The sequence below is a fragment of the Micromonospora violae genome (assembly GCF_004217135.1).
Classification (GTDB): Bacteria; Actinomycetota; Actinomycetes; order Mycobacteriales; family Micromonosporaceae; genus Micromonospora; species Micromonospora violae.
The window spans coordinates 4580697-4597676 of the sequence record NZ_SHKK01000001.1 but is presented as its reverse complement, the minus strand read 5'-3'; the positions used below and the strand labels follow the sequence as shown (position 1 = coordinate 4597676).

Below are 16980 nucleotides of genomic sequence, written 5' to 3'. Positions count from 1 at the left end.
GTCCCGCAGCCTCGCACGCTCGCGCGGGGAACCATCCGCCGGCCGGCGTTCATCCGGCCGACACCAGTGGTCCCCGTGGATGGCAACCGGGGCCCTTACACAGATCCCATGGCCGTTCTGCATGCCGCTGGCGCCCCCTTGACGACCACCGGATACACCCTGCTGATCGCCGACGACCCGACCCAGGTCGCGGCCGCGCAACGCCTGCGCCACGAGGTGTTCGCCACCGAGCTCGGCGCCACCCTCCGCCCCGGCGAGCCCGGGCTGGACGTGGACTCCTTCGACGCGTACTGCGACCACCTGATCGTCCGCGAGGACAGCACCGGTGCGGTGGTCGGCACGTACCGGCTGTTGCCGCCGGGGCGGACCAGTCGCCGGTACGCCGAGGGCGAGTTCGACCTCACGGCGCTCGACCCGCTCCGCGACGACCTGGTCGAGACGGGCCGGTCCTGTGTGCACCCGGATCACCGCTCCGGCGCGGTGATCAACCTGATGTGGGCCGGGCTGACCCGTTACCTGCACCTGCGCGGCTCCCGCTGGCTCGGCGGCTGCGCGTCGGTGCCGGTGACCGACGGCGGGCGGATGGTGGCCGAGGTGTGGTCCCAGGCCCAGGCCCGGCACCTGTCGCCGCCGCCACTGCGGGTCCGCCCCCTGCGGCCCTGGTTCGCCGAGCCCGCTGCCGCCGCCAGCCCGGCCGCCGCTGCCCCGGGCCGGCCGGTCGCGATTCCGCCGCTCCTGCGCGGCTACCTCCGGCTCGGCGCGTGGATCTGCGGCGAGCCGTCGTACGACAGCGATTTCGGGTGCGCGGACTTCTACGTGCTCTTCTCGCTGGACCGGATGAACCCGCGCTACCTGCGGCACTTCCTGGGCGGGGAGCAGCGGTGACCGCGCGCGACCTGTGGCGGCCCGCCTCGGGCTGCGACGACGGCTGCCTGCCGGCGGCCGGCGAGGTGCCGACGGTGCCGATGGGCCGCCGGGTGCTGCGGTTGGTCGCCGCGCTCGGCATGCTACTGGCCGGGGTCGCGGTGGTGGTGCTGCTGCCGGTGCTTCCCACCCGGGAACGGCAGGCGCTGCTCAGCGGGTGGGCGCGGGCCACCGTGCGGGCCTTCGGCGTCCGCCTCGTGGTCCGGGGTCGGCTGCCCCGCCGACGCGCGCTGCTGGTCGCCAACCACATGTCCTGGCTGGACATTCTCGCGGTGCTGGCGGTCGCGCCCACCCGGATGGTCGCGAAGCGGGAGATCCGCTCCTGGCCGGTGGTCGGCCTGCTGGCCGCTGCGGCGGGCACGGTCTTCGTGGACCGTTCCCGGCCGCTGGCGCTGCCGGGCACCGTCGACCGGGTCGCCGACGCGCTGCGCGCCGGGCGGTCGGTGGCGGTCTTTCCCGAGGGTACGACGTGGTGTGCCGCGAGTGGGGCCACCGACTGCCGGCCCGGTGGTGGTTTCCGGCCCGCGACGTTCCAGGCGGCCATCGACACGGGCAGCCCGGTGGTGCCGCTGCGGCTCACCTATCGCTACGCGGTGACCGGGTCGAGCACCACGGTGGCCGCCTTCCTTGGCGCGGACACCCTGCTGCGCTCGGTGGCACGGGTGGTCGCGGCACGGGAACTGGTGCTCTCGGTGACGGTCGCCGCCGCGCTGCACCCGGCCGGTGACGCCGATCGGCGGCTGCTGGCCCGGGCCGCCGAGTCGGCCGTACACCTGTTGCCGGCGGCGGGTGCCGTGGCGCGGGCCCGGCTGCGGCCGGTGCCCACGGTGCCCCCGGCGGTTTCCGTGCCGACGCCGGCCGTTGATCGGGAGCTGGACCTGGCGGCCTGAGGGGAGCGACGACAAGCCGGTCGGTCTTGTTCTATCGCGATGTATCGCGTTACAGTCTTCTCGTGTTCGGCGCGCGTCCGCGCGTCGTCGAGAGGGGAGACGCCATGGCCGGATGGACGATCGAGAGCCCGCAGCGGCTCACCCTGGACGCTCCGGTCGCCCGGCTGGACGTCCGACTGATCAGTGGGCGGCTCAACGTGGTCGCCACCGACGGGCCGACCCGGATCGACGTCACCCAGGTCGGCCGCCGGCCGGTGCTGATCGACCACAGCGACGGTCGGCTCACTATCCGCCAGGAGCGCGGTCGGGGCTGGTCGGACGTCCTGCGGTGGTTCCGAATGATCCACCGCTACCCCCGGGTGGACGTCTCCGTCGCCGTGCCCGCCGACGTCCTCGCCGATCTCGACCTGGTCGCCGGCTCGCTGGTCGCCTCCGGCCTGCGCCGACAGACCACCGCCACCGTCGTCGCCGGGCAGATCACCCTGATGGGGCTGCGCGGCAGCACCTCCGCGAAGCTCACCTCAGGGCCGGTGGAGGCGCTCGGCGTGCGCGGCGACCTCACCCTGGAGACGGTCTCCGGGGAGGTGATCCTCGCCGACAGCGCCGCCGAGCGGGTGCAGGCGCAGACCGTGTCCGGCGCCATCACCTGCGACCTGGACAACCCCCGGCGCAGCGACATCCGGTTGACCACCATCTCGGGCAGCATCACCGTCCGGGTCCGCGAGGACAGCGACCTCGCCGTCCGGCTGAACACCGCCTCCGGCCGCATCACCAGCGGCTTTCCGCAGCTGCGCACCTCGACGTTCCCACTGCCCAGCAGCGAGGGGGTGCTCGGTGCCGGCGAAGGTAAACTCTGGGCTTCCGCGACCTCGGGGAGCATCGCCCTGCTCGCCCGAGCGGTCGACCACGACGGGGAGGAGCTGCCGTGACCTCCGTGTTCAGCCACGGGCGGCTCCGGCTCTACCTGCTCAAGCTCCTCGACGACGGCCCGAAGCACGGCTATGAGCTGATCCGCCTGCTGGAGGACCGGTTCCTCGGGCTGTACGCGCCCAGCGCCGGCACCATCTACCCCCGCCTGCAACGGTTGGAGGTCGAGGGGCTGGTCAGCCACACCGCCGCCGGTGGCCGCAAGACGTACGACATCACCGACGCCGGCCGCGCGGAGCTACGCCAGCGGGCCGACGAGTTGACCGCGCTGGAGACGGACATCGCGGCCGCGGTGGCCGACCTCTCCAGCCTGGCCGGGGAGATCCGCAGCGAGGTACGCGGATCGGTGCGCGACCTCAAGCGAGAGCTGAGCGAGGCCACCCGGCAGACCCGGCGGGCCCCCCGGTGGGAGGCCCCCGCGCCGCCGCCCCGGCCGGCGTCGACCGCCGGGCCGCACGGCGAGCTGCTCGACGAACTCGACCAGCGGCTGGCCGGCTTCACCGCCGAGGTGGGCCGACTGGTGCGCGCCCGACAGTTCAACGACACCCAGCTGCGCACCGCGATCCGGCTGATCGACGGCGCCCTCGACGGGCTGCGCCGCCTGCTGCGCTGACCGACGCCGTCGAACGGTCAGCGACTCACAGCATTTTTGCAGGAAGCGTCCAGCGCCGGTGCAGTGACGTCACCGATGATGGGCGCATGCCCGCTACCCAGACCGAGGCGCGACTGCTTGTCGTCGAGGACGACCCCAACATCCTCGAACTGCTCTCCGCGAGCCTGCGGTTCGCGGGCTTCGACGTGGCGACAGCGACAAGTGGCAGCGCGGCCCTCAGCGCCGCCAAGGACCACCGGCCCGACCTGGTGGTGCTCGACGTGATGCTCCCCGACCTCGACGGCTTCGAGGTCATCCGGATGCTCCGCGAGGGCGGCACGCGTACCCCGGTGGTGTTCCTGACCGCGCGGGACGCCACCGACGACAAGATCCGTGGGCTGACCCTGGGCGGCGACGACTACGTCACGAAGCCGTTCAGCCTGGAGGAGTTGACCGCCCGGATCCGGGCCGTGCTGCGTCGCACCACGACCGGCGAGCAGGCCCCGTCCCGGCTCACCTTCGCCGACCTGGAGTTGGACGAGGAAACCCACGAGGTGCACCGGGCCGGCCAGCGGGTGCAGCTCTCGCCGACCGAGTTCAAGCTGCTGCGGTACCTGATGCTCAACGCCAACCGGGTGCTGTCCAAGGCGCAGATCCTCGACCACGTCTGGAACTACGACTTCCGGGGCGACGACAACATCGTCGAGTCCTACATCTCGTACCTGCGGCGCAAGGTCGACACCACCCAACCCCGGCTGATCCACACCCTCCGCGGCGTCGGATACGTGCTGCGCAAGCCGGCGGCGTGAACGCGGTCGAACAGGCGAAGGGCCGGGTCCGCGGTGTTCCGCTGCGGGTCAAGCTGGTCACCTCGGTGCTGGCGCTGGTCGCCGTCGCGCTCCTGGTGATCAGCGTCTCGACCGCGTACTTCCTGCACAACTACCTGGTTGACCAGATCGACCAGGAGTTGCACGACTCCGCCAAGCGGATCCAGAACATCACGGCGTCGTCGAACCGCGTCCTGCTGCCGACCGACTACGTGGTCGTGCTGACCGACCCGATAACCGGCAAGGCGCGGGCCCCGGTCTTCGACACCAGCACCTTCCGGATGGACGATCTGCCGCCGTGGCCGACCGACGCGGACGGTTTCCGGGCCGAGGAAGAGGCCCGCAACGGTGCGCCGTTCACCGTCCGGGCTCGGGACAGTTCGGTGCGCTGGCGGATGCTCTACACCGAGCTGCCCAGCGGCCAGATAGCCGCGATCGGCCAGCACCTGACGGATGTCGACCTCGCCGTCAAGCGGCTGGCCTGGATCGACCTGCTGGTCGGCGGCGCGGTGCTGATCATGCTGGCCTCGGTCGGCGCGGCGGTCGTCCGGACCAGCCTCAAACCGCTGGTGGAGATCGAACGCACCGCCGCCGCCATCGCCGGCGGTGACCTCTCCCGCCGCGTGCCCGACCCGGAGGAGGGCCAGGCCGAGCCCACCTCGGAGTTGGGCCGGCTCTCCCGTGCGCTGAACGCGATGCTCACCCAGATCGAGGCGGCGTTCACCGCCCGAGCGGCCTCGGAGACCTCGGCGCGGTGGGCGGAGAGCGCCGCCCGGGACGCCGCCGCCGCCGCCCAGGCGTCCGAGGCGCGAGCGATCCGCTCCGAGGAGCGGATGCGGCGCTTCGTCGCCGACGCCTCGCACGAGCTGCGGACTCCGCTGACCACCATCCGTGGCTTCGCCGAGCTGTACCGGCAGGGTGCGGCCCGCGAACCGGAACAGACCGCTGGTCTGCTGCGCCGGATCGAGGACGAGGCGGCCCGGATGGGGCTGCTGGTTGAGGACCTGCTGCTGCTCGCCCGGTTGGACCGGGAACGACCACTCGCGCTGACCCCGGTGGAGCTGCCGGTGCTCGCCTCCGACGCCGTACAGGCCGCTCGGGCGATGGCCCCGGATCGGCGGATCGAGCTGGAGATCGAGCCCGACTCGGGCCCGCTCGTCGTCTCCGCCGACGACGCCCGGCTGCGTCAGGTGATCGGCAACCTGGTCACCAACGCGCTGACCCACACCCCACCAGAGGCCGAGATCCGGGTACGGCTGCGTGCCGAACCGGGCGGCTTCGCGGTCGTGGAGGTGGCCGACACCGGCCCGGGTCTCACGGCGGAACAGGCGGAACGGGTCTTCGAGCGGTTCTACCGGGCCGACGCGGCGCGTACCCGGCGGGCCGACGGCAACACCGGCACCGGCCTCGGCCTGGCCATCGTGGCGGCGCTGGTCGCCGCTCACCACGGCTCGGTCGAGGTGGCCGAGACACCCGGGGGTGGGGCCACCTTCCGGGTCCGGCTGCCGCTGCTCGCCCAGGTCGACGGAGCGGGCGAGTGACTTTCAGCCAACTTCCAGGACGGTTCCAGCTTGATTGCAGTGCTGGGGGAGAAGGTAGTGCCATGACCGAGTTCGAGTCCGACCCGCAGCGCCGGCCGGCCCCCACCGACGCCGAGCCGTCGCACCCCACCGCCGAGCTGCCGCGCGACGAGCGCGTGCAGTCCGACTCCCCGACCACTCCCGTACCGGCCGTCTCGACCGCCGATGACCCGACGGTCGTCTCGACCGCCGGTGACGCCGAGACCACCGCCGTCACCCCGGCCACCGCGCCCGCCGAGCAGCCGGCCGCCGCGCAGCCCACCGGGTACGAGCCGCCGACCGGCTACCAGCCCTCGGCCACTCCGTCTGCGCCGCCGTACCCGGTGTCCGGCCACCCGACACCCGGCCAGCCCGGCTACCCACAGCCGGCCGCCGGTCACTACCCCGGTGCCCCCTGGTACGCGGGCCAGCAGTCCGGCTGGGCCGGCGGGGGCCAGCCGGGCATGGCGTACGCCCAGCACCCTCAGCACCAGCAGCACCCGGGCCAGCACGCCCAGCACCCGGGGCAGCACCCGCAGCACCTGGGGCAGCACCCCCAGCACCCGGGCCAGCCGGTCCCGCCGTGGGGCCCGCAGGTCGCGCCGCCCGGCAGTGGCCCTCGACCGGGCCGGATCGCCAAGTTCGCCGGTGCTGGCGTCGCGGTGTTCGCCCTGATGCTCGGTTCCGGTGTGGCGGGCGGCGCCCTCGCCCTCGCCCTCGACGGTGACGGCGGCGGCATCACCCGTACCTACTCCGCGGCTCCGGTGATCAACGGCGCGGACCTGCCGAAGATCGCCGCGTCGGTGCAGGACAGCGTCGTCTCGATCACCACCGACAGCGGTGAGGGTTCCGGGGTGGTGCTCAGCGCCGACGGGTACGTGCTGACCAACAACCACGTGGTGGCGTCCGCCGCGGGCGACGCCGTGCGGGTGGTCTTCGCCGACGGCAAGACCGCCGACGCGAAGATCATCGGCACCGACCCGAAGACCGACCTCGCCGTGGTGAAGGCCAACGGGGTGAGCGACCTCAAGCCGGCGAAGTTCGGTGACAGCGACGCCATGCAGGTCGGCGACCAGGTGCTCGCCCTGGGCAGCCCGCTCGGCCTCCAGGGTTCGGTGACCTCGGGCATCCTCAGCGCCCGGGACCGCACCATCCGGGCCGGCGAGGGCCAGCCGCAGGACCCGCGCCAGCAGCAGAGCCAGACCGTCAGCTCGATCTCCGGCCTGCTCCAGACCGACGCGCCGATCAACCCCGGCAACTCGGGCGGCGCGCTGGTCAACACCCGGGGTGAGGTGATCGGCATCAACACCGCCATCGCGACCTCCGGGCAGAGCACCGGCAACATCGGCGTCGGGTTCGCCATCCCCAGCAACAAGGCCAAGGACGTCGCGGGGAAGCTCCAGCGTGGCGAGAAGGTCAGCCACCCGTCGCTCGGGGTCGGCGTCAACCAGGCCGAGGGCGGCGGCGCCCTCGTCGCGTCGGTCACCCCGGGCAGCCCGGCGGAGAAGGCCGGCCTGCAGCGCGGCGACGTCGTCACCCGGTTCGGCGACAAGCCGGTCAACGACTCGGACGACCTGGTCGGCGCGGTGCAGGCCGGCAAGGTCGGCGACCGCGTCGAGGTGCAGTTCAAGCGCAACGGTGTCGAGAAGTCGGTGACCGTGACGCTCGCCGAGACGTCCTGACCAACGATCTGTTCCTGCTTCCTCCCTCCGGCGGCGGGTGGCGGGGCCGAGGGGGTCGGCTCCGTCACCCGCCGCTTTTTTCCGCCCGACGGCGGTTCACCCGACCCGGGTGAACCGCCGTCACCCGTCTGCCGGGCAGGTTCGGTGGACGAGTGTCGGCGACCGGAACCGGGGGTGGGGTGCCATGACCGAGGTGGTGGCTGTCCGCGACGACCAGCGGATCCAACGCGACGTCCTGGCCCAGCTGGCCTGGGATGCCCAGCTGCAACCGAACGAGATCGGGGTCACCGTCGACCAGGGCGTGGTCACCCTGACCGGCATCGTGGACGGTGCCGCGCGGGGGTGGGCCGCGACGCGGTGCGCACAGCGGGTCCGTGGCGTACGGGCGGTCGCCGACGAGATGGAGGTGCGGCTGCCCGGCACTCCGGGGCGTACCGACGCCGAGGTCGCCACCGCCGCCACCCGGGCCCTGGAGTGGGACAGCTTCGTGCCGGCCGAACGGCTGGACGTGACAGTGGCCAACGGCTGGCTGATGCTGCGCGGTGAGGTCGAGTTCGGGTGGCAACGGCGTGCCGCCGAGGGCGAGCTGCGTCGACTCGACGGCGTACGGGGCATCACCAACCTGATCGAGGTACGACCCGCGGCCCCACCGGCCGCCGAGCAGCTGCGTCACGACGTCCAGCGGGCGCTGCTGCGCACGCTCGGCGGCGAGCGGGTGACCGTCGAGGTGGACGGCGACACGTTGGTCCTCGCCGGGGTGGTCCGTTCCTGGTGGGAACGCGACCAGGTCGAGCGGGTGGCGTGGTCCGCGCCCGGGGTGCGGATGGTCCACGACCAGCTCCTGGTGGGCGGGTGAGCGTCCGCCGTGTCCGGTTTACCTGGGACGGTACGGGGAAACCGCCGCCGACCGGTTCGACCGGCGGCGCCGTCGCAGCGCGGATCAACGGGGAGGATGCGTGGCCGTGAACCACCCGCCTCCGGGCCGCCCCGACGAGCGGTCGCTGCGCATCGCGATGGTGGTTCCACCGTGGTTGTCCGTACCGCCGCCCGGCTACGGCGGCCTTGAGCAGGTCGTCGCCGCGCTGGTGGACGCGCTCTGTGGGCAGGGGCACACGGTGACCCTGTTCGGTGCCGGCGGGGACCACGGCACCGCTGCCGACGGCTTCGTCTCGACCGTCGCCGAGGTCCAGTACGAGCGGCTCGGCGAATCCCTGCCCGAGCTGGCGCACCTGGCCCGGGTGAATCGGCTGATCAGCGCGGCCGACTTCGACGTGATCCACGACCACACCACGATCGGTCCGCTGGTCGCCGGCCGCCGGGCGGTGCCGACGGTCGCGACAGTGCACGGGAACCCGGTGGGGGAGTACGGCGACGTGCTGAGCGACATCGACTCGGGCGTCGCCCTGGTGGCGATCTCGCACGCCCAGCGCCGGCTGAACCAGGATCTGCCGTGGGCCGGCACGGTGCACAACGCCCTGGACATCCGCGGCTTTCCGCGTAAGCACGCACCCGGCGCCGGGCCGGTGCTGTGGCTGGCCCGGTTCAGCCCGGACAAGGGCCCGGACACCGCCATCCGGGCGTGCCGGGCGGCCGGGTTGCCCCTGCTGCTGGCCGGCAAGTGCAACGAGCCGGCCGAGCGTCGCTACTACGAGCAGGTCGTCGCGCCGATGGTCGACGAGGACGTGACCGTCGTGCTCAACGCGGACCGCGCGACGACGCTGCGGATGCTGGTCGACGCCCGCTGCCTGATTATGCCGATCCAGTGGGACGAGCCGTTCGGGATGGTGATGCTGGAGGCGATGGCGACCGGCACCCCGGTGGTCGCGCTCAACCGGGGTGCGGTGCCGGAGCTGGTTCGACCGGGGTCGACCGGGCTCGTCGTGGAACGGTCGGAGGAGCTGCCCGCGGCGTTGCTCGCGGCGCAGCGACTCGACCCGGAGGACTGCGTGGCGCACGTCGCGCAGAACTTCTCGGTCGAGCGGATGGCGAGCGGCTACGCGGAGGTCTACCAGCGCTTCGCCCTCGGCCGGCGCGAGGTACGGGAATCGGCCCGGGTGCCGGCGAACTGACCCACCACATCCGCCCGGCTCGGGCCGGGTCAGACCCGGGTCGCACCCAGCTCGGTGATGGCGGCGTCGAGCCGAGACGCGTACGCCGGACTGATGCCGCCCTCACCGAGGCGGACGGTGACCTTCTCGCGCAGCCGGGCCACCGGCGGTGCCAGGTCCTCGCGGCCGGAGCCGACGGCCACGGTCAGGTTGCGCAGCTCGTTGCGTAGGTCGAGGGCCACATCGTCGCGGATCTCCCCGGCGCTCAGCCCGGCGCTGATCAGCCCGTCGACCCGGTTCGCGGCCTCGGTCAGGGTGCCCGGGTTCGAGGTGGGCGCACCGGTGGTCGGGGTCGTCGACGGTGTCGCGGTCGGCGCGCTCGGCGCGGACGGCTCGGGGGTCGGCGGATCGGTCGACGGGGTCTCCACCGGACCAGCGGAGGGCTGCGCCCGGTGGGTCGGCTGCTGGTCGGGCAGCAGGGCCACCCCGGCCAGGGTCAGCCCGACGGCCAGCACCAGCCCCAGCGCCAGCGCCAACCGTCGACGTGACCAGCCCGACTCGCTCGTCGGCTCGCTGACAGCGAAGGAGGTCCCGCCGTCCGGTGCCGCGGGCGCCTCCGTCGCGACGGCGGGTGACTGCGGTGGCAGGGGCGGCGTGGGCACCCGGACGGTCGCGGTCGACGGCTCGGCGGGCAGCGAGTGGTCGCGGAGCGCGGTGGCGACCTGCCGGGCGGTCGGCCGATCGGCGGGGTTACGGGCGAGGCTGCGCAGGCAGGTCTGGGCCACCGCCGGGGGCAGGTCCGGTAGGTCGGCCAGCGTCGGCGGGGGACCAGTGGCCAACGCGGCGCTGAGCTGCTCCCAGGTGTCCGCCGGATACGGGACCCGGCCGGTGAGCGCCTCGTACAGCAGAACGCCGAGCGAGTAGACGTCGGTGGACGGCTGGGCCGGCGCGCCGTCGAGGCGTTCCGGGGCGACGTACGCCGGGGTGCCGAAGGTCTCGCCGTCCTCGTCCTCGTCGGGCGCGCCGATCCGGGTGGCGATGCCGAAGTCGAGCACCTTGACGCCCGTCCCGGTCATCATCACATTGGCCGGGGTGATGTCCCGGTGCACGATGCCGAGCCGGTGCGCGGCGGCCAGCGCGTCCGCGACCTGCGCGCCCACCTGGACCGCCTCGGTCCACGGCAACGGCCCCTCGGTGAGCCGTAGCTTCAACTCCTCGCCGGTGAGCAGCTCCATCACCACGAACGAGGTGATCGAGCCGTCCGGGTCGACCGTCTCGCCGTAGTCGTGCACGGAGGTCAGATGCGGGTGCACCAGCTGGGCGGCGGCCCGCGCCTCGTCGCGCACCATGCCCCGAAACCGCGCGTCGGCGGCGAGTGACGGGGCGAGCACCTTGAGCGCGACCGCCCGGTCCAGAACCTCGTCCCGGGCACGCCAGATGACCGACATGCCGCCGGCGCCGATCTGGTCCAGAAGTCGGTATCTGCGAGCCAGCAATCGGCCCGGATGCAGCGCTGCCTTCACGGATCGCACCTGCCTCAGGGGTGGGAGCGGTATCAGGTTGCGCGAATGTCTCCTGCCTGTCAACGCCAACGGCCGTCGACAGGCGGCAGCAGCCGTGCGCTGATCGCCGGTTGACGGCGGCCCATCGGCCGGCGGCGGGCCCGTGCCAGGATGAGAGACATGGTGGGGGGACCGGTGGCGTTCGTGCTCGGCGGCGGGGGAGTGCTCGGCGCGGTCGAGGTCGGCATGTTGCGGGCGCTGTTCCGCGCCGGCATCCAACCCGACATGGTGCTCGGCACCTCGATCGGCGCGGTGAACGGTGCGCTGGTCGCCGCCGACCCGTCGGAGGCGGTGACCGACCGGCTGGTCCGGCTCTGGGCCTCACCGGAGGCGAGCGAGGTGTACGGCGACTCCGTCGCCCGGCAGCTGCGCCGCTTCGCCGCCCGCACCCACCTGCACTCACCCCGGCCGCTGCGCCGCCTGCTCGAAACCGAACTGGGGGTGGACACCACCTTCGCCGACCTGCGGGTGCCGTTCCGTTGCTGCGCCGCCCACATCGAGCGGGCCGCCGAGCACTGGTTCGACAGCGGTCCGGTGGTGCCGGCGGTCATGGCGTCGGCCTCGGTGCCGGGCCTGCTTCCACCGATGCAGATCGACGGCGCGCACTACGTGGACGGCGGGATCGTCAACTCCATCCCGATCGGCGAGGCGGTGGCCGTCGGCGCCCGCCGGATCTACGTCCTTCAGGTGGGACGCATCGAACGGGAGCTGACCCCACCCCGCCGGCCGTGGGAGATCGCGCAGGTCGCGTTCGAGATCTCCCGCCGGCACCGCTTCTTCCGCGAGATGGCGGCGCTGCCCGAGGGGGTGGAGGTGCACGTCCTGCCGACCGGCGGGCTCAACCCGCGCGACGACACACCGTGGGCGTACCGGGACATGGCGGCGGTGGGGCGGCGGATCAGCCGCGCGTACACCGCTTCCCGGCGCTACCTCGCCACCCACCTGGAGCGGTGATGCCGCTGCCTCCCCGGTGGCTACGTCGGCTGTTGTTCGCCCCCGCCGTCGTGCTGCTCGCCTTCCTCGTGGTCACCACGTTGCCGGTCTGGGCGCTGCTCGCGGCGGCCGCGTCCCCGCTGGTCCCGGGCCGATTACGCCCGCTGCGACTGCTCTGGATCGGCTGCTTCTACCTGGTCTGGGACGCCGCCGCGCTGCTCGCCCTCTTCGTGCTCTGGGTGGTCTCCGGTTTCGGCTGGCGGACCCGGTCGCCGGCCTTCCAGCGTGCCCACTACGTGTTGGCCGGCTGGTTCCTGCGGGCGCTGTTCTGGCAGGCGCGGTGGACACTGCGGTTGCGCATCGACGTGGTCGGCACCGACCCGGACACCGCCCTGCCCGGCCGACCCGAGCTGGTGCTCTGCCGACACGCCGGGCCCGGCGACTCGTTCATCCTGATCCACGGTCTGGTCAACTGGTTCCACCGGGAGCCGCGGATCGTCCTGAAGGACAGCCTCCAGTGGGATCCGGCGATCGACGTGCTGCTCAACCGGCTGCCCAACCGGTTCATCGCGCCGACCCCGGAGCGAGGCGAGGAGACGGTACGCCAGGTCGGGCACCTCGCCACCGGCCTGGACGACAACGACGCGTTCGTGATCTTCCCCGAGGGCGGCAACTTCACCCCCAGGCGACGACTGCGCGCCATCGCCCGACTGCGCTCCCTCGGCCTGGAACGGATGGCCCTGCGCGCCGAGCGGATGCGGCACGTGCTCGCCCCGCAGCCCGGCGGGATGCTCGCCGCGCTGGACGCCGCACCGGACGCCGGGGTCATCTTCGTCGCCCACACCGGTCTGGACCGGATGCTCACCGTCGCCGACGTGTGGCGGGAACTGCCGATGGACAAACGGATCGTGATGCGGTTCTGGTCGGTGCCACCGGAGGACGTTCCGACCGGGCGGCAGCAGCGCATCGACTGGCTCTTCGACTGGTGGGCGCAGATTGACTCCTGGATCGCCGGTAACCGGTGAGCGAAAGGCGGGTTCCGGTGAGCGTGACGATGCGGAGCGTAAGGGTCGCGAGCGAAAGGCGGGCTCAGCGGCGTATGGCCGCGTAGGGTGCGGGCGTGGACGAGATCTGCGTGGTGACGACGGTGGTGGACGCGCGTTCGGTCGCCGACGTGCTGGCGGCCGCGGCCGTCGCCGGCAGGCTCGCCGCCTGCGCCCAGGTGGGTGGTCAGGTGGACAGCACGTACTGGTGGCGGTCCGGGATGGAGACGAGCACCGAGTGGTCGGTACAGTTCAAGACCGCACCGGATCGGCTCGCCGCGCTGCTGGACCAGATCCGGGTCAGCCATCCGTACGAGGTGCCGGAGATTCTGGTGTCCAGGGTGGAGAGCGGCAACCCCGACTACGCGATGTGGGTGTACGAGCACACGCGATCCTGAGTACGCGCACTCTGGGTGGAAGCCGGGTCGGGTGTCGATGATGGCCGGGTGGACGACACCCGTTACCCCTGCCCCGCCTGCGGTGCGCCGGCCGATCTGAGCGCCGGTTGTTCCGGCTGCCGGCGCGCGCCCGACCCGATCGCCGCTGAGGTGGTTCGGCTGAGCCGGGAGGTCGCCGAGCTTGAGCCGGAGGTGGAGCGGGCCCGTCGCACGTACACCGAGTTGGCCGGACGTCTGTCGGCCGTGTCGCGGCGGCGGGCCGAACTGGCGGCGGCCGTCCGGGCCGGGTTGGCCGCCCCGGTGGTGGCGCGCCCGATGTCTCCGGTCGCGCCGATGCCGTCGATTGGCCGGGGGCCCGGGGGCGCGGGAGATGCGCGGCCGGGTGCGGCGGAGACCTCGACCCGGACCGTGCAGGGTCTGCTGTTCGTCCTCGGTGGACTCCTGCTGGGTACCGCTGCGGTGGTGTTCACCGCGGTGGCCTGGGCGGCGGTCGGGGTTGGTGGGCGGGCGTTGATCCTGGCGGCGTTCACGGCGCTCGCTCTGGGCGTACCGCTGCTGGCGGTCCGCCGTGGACTGCGCGGTACGGCGGAGACGTTCGCCGCGGTCGGGTTGCTGCTGGTGGTGCTGGACGGTTACGCGGCCTGGTCGGTGGACCTGGCCGGGGTGGCCAACTGGCCGGGCAGCCGGTACGCCGCGCTGGTCGGGGGGGCCAGCGCGGCGGTCGCCGTGGCGTACGGCAGGTGGAGCAGGTTGACGGGGCCCTGGTTCGCCGCCCTGATAGCCGCCCAGCCGGTGTTGCCGTTGCTCGCCGCGGAGGCCGGGCTGGGGGCGGCCGGGTGGGCGCTGGTCCTGCTCGGGGTGGCGCTGCTGAACCTGGCGGTGTTCGCCGCGTTGCGTGGCCGGGAGGGGGCTGCGCAGCTCGTCGGCCGGGTGCTGGCCGGGGTCGCCCACGTCGGCGCGCTGGTGGGCGCGACCGGATGTGCGGTGGTGCCGCTGCTCAGTGGGCGGGCGGGGGGATCGCCACTGCTGGCCGGGTTGCCGTTGTTGCTGGTCGCGCTGACCGGCCTGGGCGCGGCCTGGCTCGTCGGAGGGCGGGCGCTGCGGGCGGCGGCGGCCGGGCTGCTGGTGCCGGTGTTCGCCGCCGCCCTGCTGCGTCCGGTGGCCGAGCTGCGGCCGTCCCTGCTGCTGCTCGCGGCGGCGACGGGGGCGCTCGGGCTGGCGGCCGCCGTGCGGCTGCTGCCTGCGTCGGTCGGGGCGGCGGCAGGTGACGGTTGGCGGACCGGGCCGCGTGCTGGTGCGCTCTTCGTCGCGGCGGGCACGGCGCAGGTCACCGTGCTGATCACCCTTGGGCTGGCGGGTGCCGCGGTCGGCCGGTCGCTGCCCGCCTGGGACGGGGCCGGGATGGGGCCGGACCTGCGCTGGGGTTGGCAGTTGGCCCCCGCCGTGGCGCTGACGGTCGGCGCGATGGTGCTCCTGCTGCCCCGCACGGTGCGGGATGTGCTCGCCACGATTGGCGCGACGGTGGTGCTGTTCGCCGTGCCCGCCGGCTGGACAGCCTCCTGGCCGCAGGTGGTGGCCGTCGACCTGGTCGGCGGGGTCGCGCTGCTGCTCGCCGTGCTGGCCCGCCCGACGACTCCACCGGTGCCCCTGTTCACCCGTGTGCTCGGTGGTGCCGTCCTGCTCGGGCACGGGTTACTGGTCGCCCTGGCCGCCCCGACCGGTGCCCTGGTGGCGCTCGGCGCTCTCACGGTGGTCGGGCTGGCGCTGGCCGTACGACGGGGGGCCGGAGCGTACCGGGAGGTGGCCGGCGCCGGTCTGCTCGTCGCGCAGCTCGCGCTGCCCGGGGTCGCGGCGGTGGCGCTGTTCGCCACGGGCGCGCCGCCCTGGTGGCAGGCCCGGCTCGCGCTGGCCGCCGCCGGGCTGTCGCTGGGCGCGGCGCTCGCGGCGCGTCGCCACCGGGCCGAGCTGACCGGGTACGCGCTGACCGGTGCCGTCGTCGCGGTGGCCCTGCCCGGCCTCGTGCCGCTGGTCGGGGCGGGTGACGAGCCGCTTGCGCTGTACGCCGCGCTCGCCGCGCTGGGTGTCGCGTTCGTCGCCCTCGACGACCCGCCGACGGCCGACGAGCGCGTACCGGCCCGGTCGGCGCTGACGCTGGCGGCGGGCGCAACGCTGGCGGTGGTGGGCGTCCTGGCGGCCCTGCCGACGGTGCTGGACGCGCTCGTGTCGCCTTCCGGCGGCCGGGACCGGGTGTGGTCCGGGGTGCCCTCGGTCGTCGCCGACCCGACGGTGCTGCCGGTCGGGTTCGCGCTGGTCGTGCTGGCGGTGGCCGCCGCGCTGGCCGGTCGGCGGGTCGGCCTGCCGCTGCCGCCCGTGCTGCCGTTCGTCGCGGCGGCGCTGCCGGTGCTGCTCGTCGCGGTCGGCGCGCCGTGGCCGGTGCTGCCGGCCGCCGTCCTGCTCGTCGGCCTGGCCGCGCTGCTGTTCACCGCGCTGGCCGCGCCCCGCCCGGCGCTCGCACCGATCGCCGTACCGGTGGGCGTGGTGCTGGTGGCCTCCGGTGTGCTCGGTCTGCTGGCCACCCGGGCCGGGACGTTGGCGGCCGAGGGGGTGCTGCTGGTGGCGGCGGTCGCGGTCGCCGTCGGAGCGCGCCAGTTCGAGGTACGGGTCGTCGGCTGTCTCGCCGCCGTGGGCGCGGCGACCGCGCTGGCGGTGACCGCTCCGCTCGCCGGTGGGCTGCCGCTGCGGGCCGCCGCGTACCCACTGCTGGCGGTTGCCGCGTTGGTGCTGGCCGCCGCAGCGCTCACCCCGGCGCGGGTCCGGCTGGGCCGCGTCCTGGACGCCACCGCGCAGGCCGTCGCGCTGGTGGCTGCGGTGCTCACCGTCGAGGTGGCACGGCACCTCGCCACCGTCTGCGTGCTCTGGGGTGTCGCCGTCGCGCTGCGACTGCTGCGCCGGGGTGAACCGGCCGGTCGGCGGTGGACGTTCGCCGGGATCGCCGCCGGCAGCGAGTTGCTCGGGGCCTGGGTGCTGCTGGCCGCCGGTGGGGTGACGGTGCTGGAGGCGTACACCCTGCCGGCCGCGGCGCTCGCCGTCGGCGCGGGTCTGCTGGCGCTGCGCACCCGGCCGGGGCTGACCAGCTGGCCGGCCCTCGGCCCGGGGGTGGTCGCGGCGTTGCTGCCCAGCCTCATGTCGGTGCTGGCCGGGTCGGACCCGCAGCCGTGGCGGCGGCTGCTCCTCGGCGCGGCGGCGCTCGGCGTCGTCCTGGCCGGGGCGACCCGCCGATGGCAGGCGCCGGTGCTGCTCGGCGGTGGGGTGTTGACCCTGCTGGCGCTGCACGAGCTGGCCCGGGGGTGGGATCTGCTGCCCCGCTGGATCTATCTGGGGGTCGGCGGGTTGGTGCTGGTCGGGCTCGCCGCCACCTACGAGCGGCGGCGCCGTGACCTGGCTCGACTGCGCGCCGCCGTGGGCCGACTCGGCTGAACCGGAACCCGTAGGGGTAGGGCCTGCCCTACCCCCCATTCGGGGGCTGTCGGGGTTACTCAGCGCTACCGCGACCGGGAGACTTGACATTAAGCCCGAACCACCCCGGTACGGGCGC

14 protein-coding genes are annotated in these 16980 nt (G+C 73.9%); 13 read left to right on the top strand and 1 reads right to left on the bottom strand.

Annotated elements, in window-relative coordinates; genetic code table 11:
- Positions 1 to 108 precede the first annotated feature (108 nt).
- The 9 genes from EV382_RS20390 (at position 109) to EV382_RS20350 (ending at position 9470) form a co-directional block, all read left to right on the top strand.
- Entirely contained in the window at positions 109 to 885 is a 777-nt protein-coding gene (locus tag EV382_RS20390) for a GNAT family N-acetyltransferase (RefSeq protein WP_130404222.1), read from the top strand.
- Entirely contained in the window at positions 882 to 1814 is a 933-nt protein-coding gene (locus EV382_RS20385) for a lysophospholipid acyltransferase family protein (protein WP_130404220.1), read from the top strand. The genes EV382_RS20390 and EV382_RS20385 overlap by 4 nt, the downstream gene beginning before the upstream one ends.
- Before the next feature lie 104 nt (positions 1815 to 1918).
- Positions 1919 to 2743 (top strand): DUF4097 family beta strand repeat-containing protein, encoded by an 825-nt coding sequence (locus EV382_RS20380; RefSeq protein ID WP_130404218.1) that lies wholly within the window; start codon positions 1919 to 1921, stop codon positions 2741 to 2743.
- Positions 2740 to 3354 (top strand): PadR family transcriptional regulator, encoded by a 615-nt coding sequence (locus EV382_RS20375; protein WP_130404216.1) that lies wholly within the window; start codon positions 2740 to 2742, stop codon positions 3352 to 3354. Before EV382_RS20380 ends, EV382_RS20375 begins: the two co-directional genes overlap by 4 nt.
- An 86-nt stretch (positions 3355 to 3440) precedes the next feature.
- Positions 3441 to 4142: a response regulator transcription factor gene (locus tag EV382_RS20370; RefSeq protein WP_130404214.1), complete on the top strand. Its 702-nt coding sequence runs from the start codon at positions 3441 to 3443 to the stop codon at positions 4140 to 4142.
- Positions 4139 to 5701, top strand: a complete 1563-nt coding sequence (locus EV382_RS20365; protein WP_130404212.1) for a sensor histidine kinase — start codon at positions 4139 to 4141, stop codon at positions 5699 to 5701. The genes EV382_RS20370 and EV382_RS20365 overlap by 4 nt, the downstream gene beginning before the upstream one ends.
- Before the next feature lie 62 nt (positions 5702 to 5763).
- Positions 5764 to 7401, top strand: a complete 1638-nt coding sequence (locus tag EV382_RS20360; RefSeq protein ID WP_130404210.1) for a trypsin-like peptidase domain-containing protein — start codon at positions 5764 to 5766, stop codon at positions 7399 to 7401.
- A 184-nt stretch (positions 7402 to 7585) separates the two neighbouring features.
- Entirely contained in the window at positions 7586 to 8257 is a 672-nt protein-coding gene (locus tag EV382_RS20355) for a BON domain-containing protein (protein ID WP_130404208.1), read from the top strand.
- A 157-nt stretch (positions 8258 to 8414) separates the two neighbouring features.
- On the top strand, positions 8415 to 9470 hold the full coding sequence (locus EV382_RS20350) for a glycosyltransferase family 4 protein (RefSeq protein ID WP_130409037.1): 1056 nt from the start codon (positions 8415 to 8417) through the stop codon (positions 9468 to 9470).
- A gap of 29 nt (positions 9471 to 9499) precedes the next feature.
- Here EV382_RS20350 and EV382_RS20345 read toward each other — a convergent pair whose 3' ends face one another.
- On the bottom strand, positions 9500 to 10972 hold the full coding sequence (locus tag EV382_RS20345; RefSeq protein ID WP_130404206.1) for a serine/threonine-protein kinase: 1473 nt from the start codon (positions 10970 to 10972) through the stop codon (positions 9500 to 9502).
- Between the two features lie 159 nt (positions 10973 to 11131).
- On the opposite strand from EV382_RS20345, the gene EV382_RS20340 reads away from it, so the two are divergent.
- The 4 genes from EV382_RS20340 to EV382_RS20325 all read left to right on the top strand — a co-directional run bounded on the left by EV382_RS20340 (position 11132) and on the right by EV382_RS20325 (position 16862).
- Complete coding sequence (locus EV382_RS20340) at positions 11132 to 11965, top strand: patatin-like phospholipase family protein (protein ID WP_130404204.1); 834 nt, start codon at positions 11132 to 11134, stop codon at positions 11963 to 11965.
- Complete coding sequence (locus EV382_RS20335; protein WP_130404202.1) at positions 11965 to 12969, top strand: 1-acyl-sn-glycerol-3-phosphate acyltransferase; 1005 nt, start codon at positions 11965 to 11967, stop codon at positions 12967 to 12969. Before EV382_RS20340 ends, EV382_RS20335 begins: the two co-directional genes overlap by 1 nt.
- A 95-nt stretch (positions 12970 to 13064) precedes the next feature.
- Positions 13065 to 13385, top strand: a complete 321-nt coding sequence (gene cutA, locus EV382_RS20330; protein ID WP_130404200.1) for a divalent-cation tolerance protein CutA — start codon at positions 13065 to 13067, stop codon at positions 13383 to 13385.
- 48 nt (positions 13386 to 13433) lie between these two features.
- Positions 13434 to 16862 carry an SCO7613 C-terminal domain-containing membrane protein gene (locus tag EV382_RS20325; protein ID WP_130404198.1) on the top strand — a complete coding sequence of 1143 codons (3429 nt, stop codon included), beginning with the start codon at positions 13434 to 13436 and terminating at the stop codon, positions 16860 to 16862.
- Positions 16863 to 16980: the final 118 nt, after the last annotated feature.

Excerpts from the sequence above, each read along its gene's own strand:
- EV382_RS20335 (WP_130404202.1), top strand. The coding sequence starts at position 11,965 with ATGCCGCTGCCTCCCCGGTGGCTACGTCGGCTGTTGTTCGCCCCCGCC.
- EV382_RS20355 (WP_130404208.1), top strand. The coding sequence starts at position 7,586 with ATGACCGAGGTGGTGGCTGTCCGCGACGACCAGCGGATCCAACGCGAC.
- EV382_RS20350 (WP_130409037.1), top strand. The coding sequence starts at position 8,415 with ATGGTGGTTCCACCGTGGTTGTCCGTACCGCCGCCCGGCTACGGCGGC.
- EV382_RS20340 (WP_130404204.1), top strand. The coding sequence starts at position 11,132 with ATGGTGGGGGGACCGGTGGCGTTCGTGCTCGGCGGCGGGGGAGTGCTC.
- EV382_RS20390 (WP_130404222.1), top strand. The coding sequence starts at position 109 with ATGGCCGTTCTGCATGCCGCTGGCGCCCCCTTGACGACCACCGGATAC.
- EV382_RS20360 (WP_130404210.1), top strand. The coding sequence starts at position 5,764 with ATGACCGAGTTCGAGTCCGACCCGCAGCGCCGGCCGGCCCCCACCGAC.
- EV382_RS20370 (WP_130404214.1), top strand. The coding sequence starts at position 3,441 with ATGCCCGCTACCCAGACCGAGGCGCGACTGCTTGTCGTCGAGGACGAC.
- EV382_RS20380 (WP_130404218.1), top strand. The coding sequence starts at position 1,919 with ATGGCCGGATGGACGATCGAGAGCCCGCAGCGGCTCACCCTGGACGCT.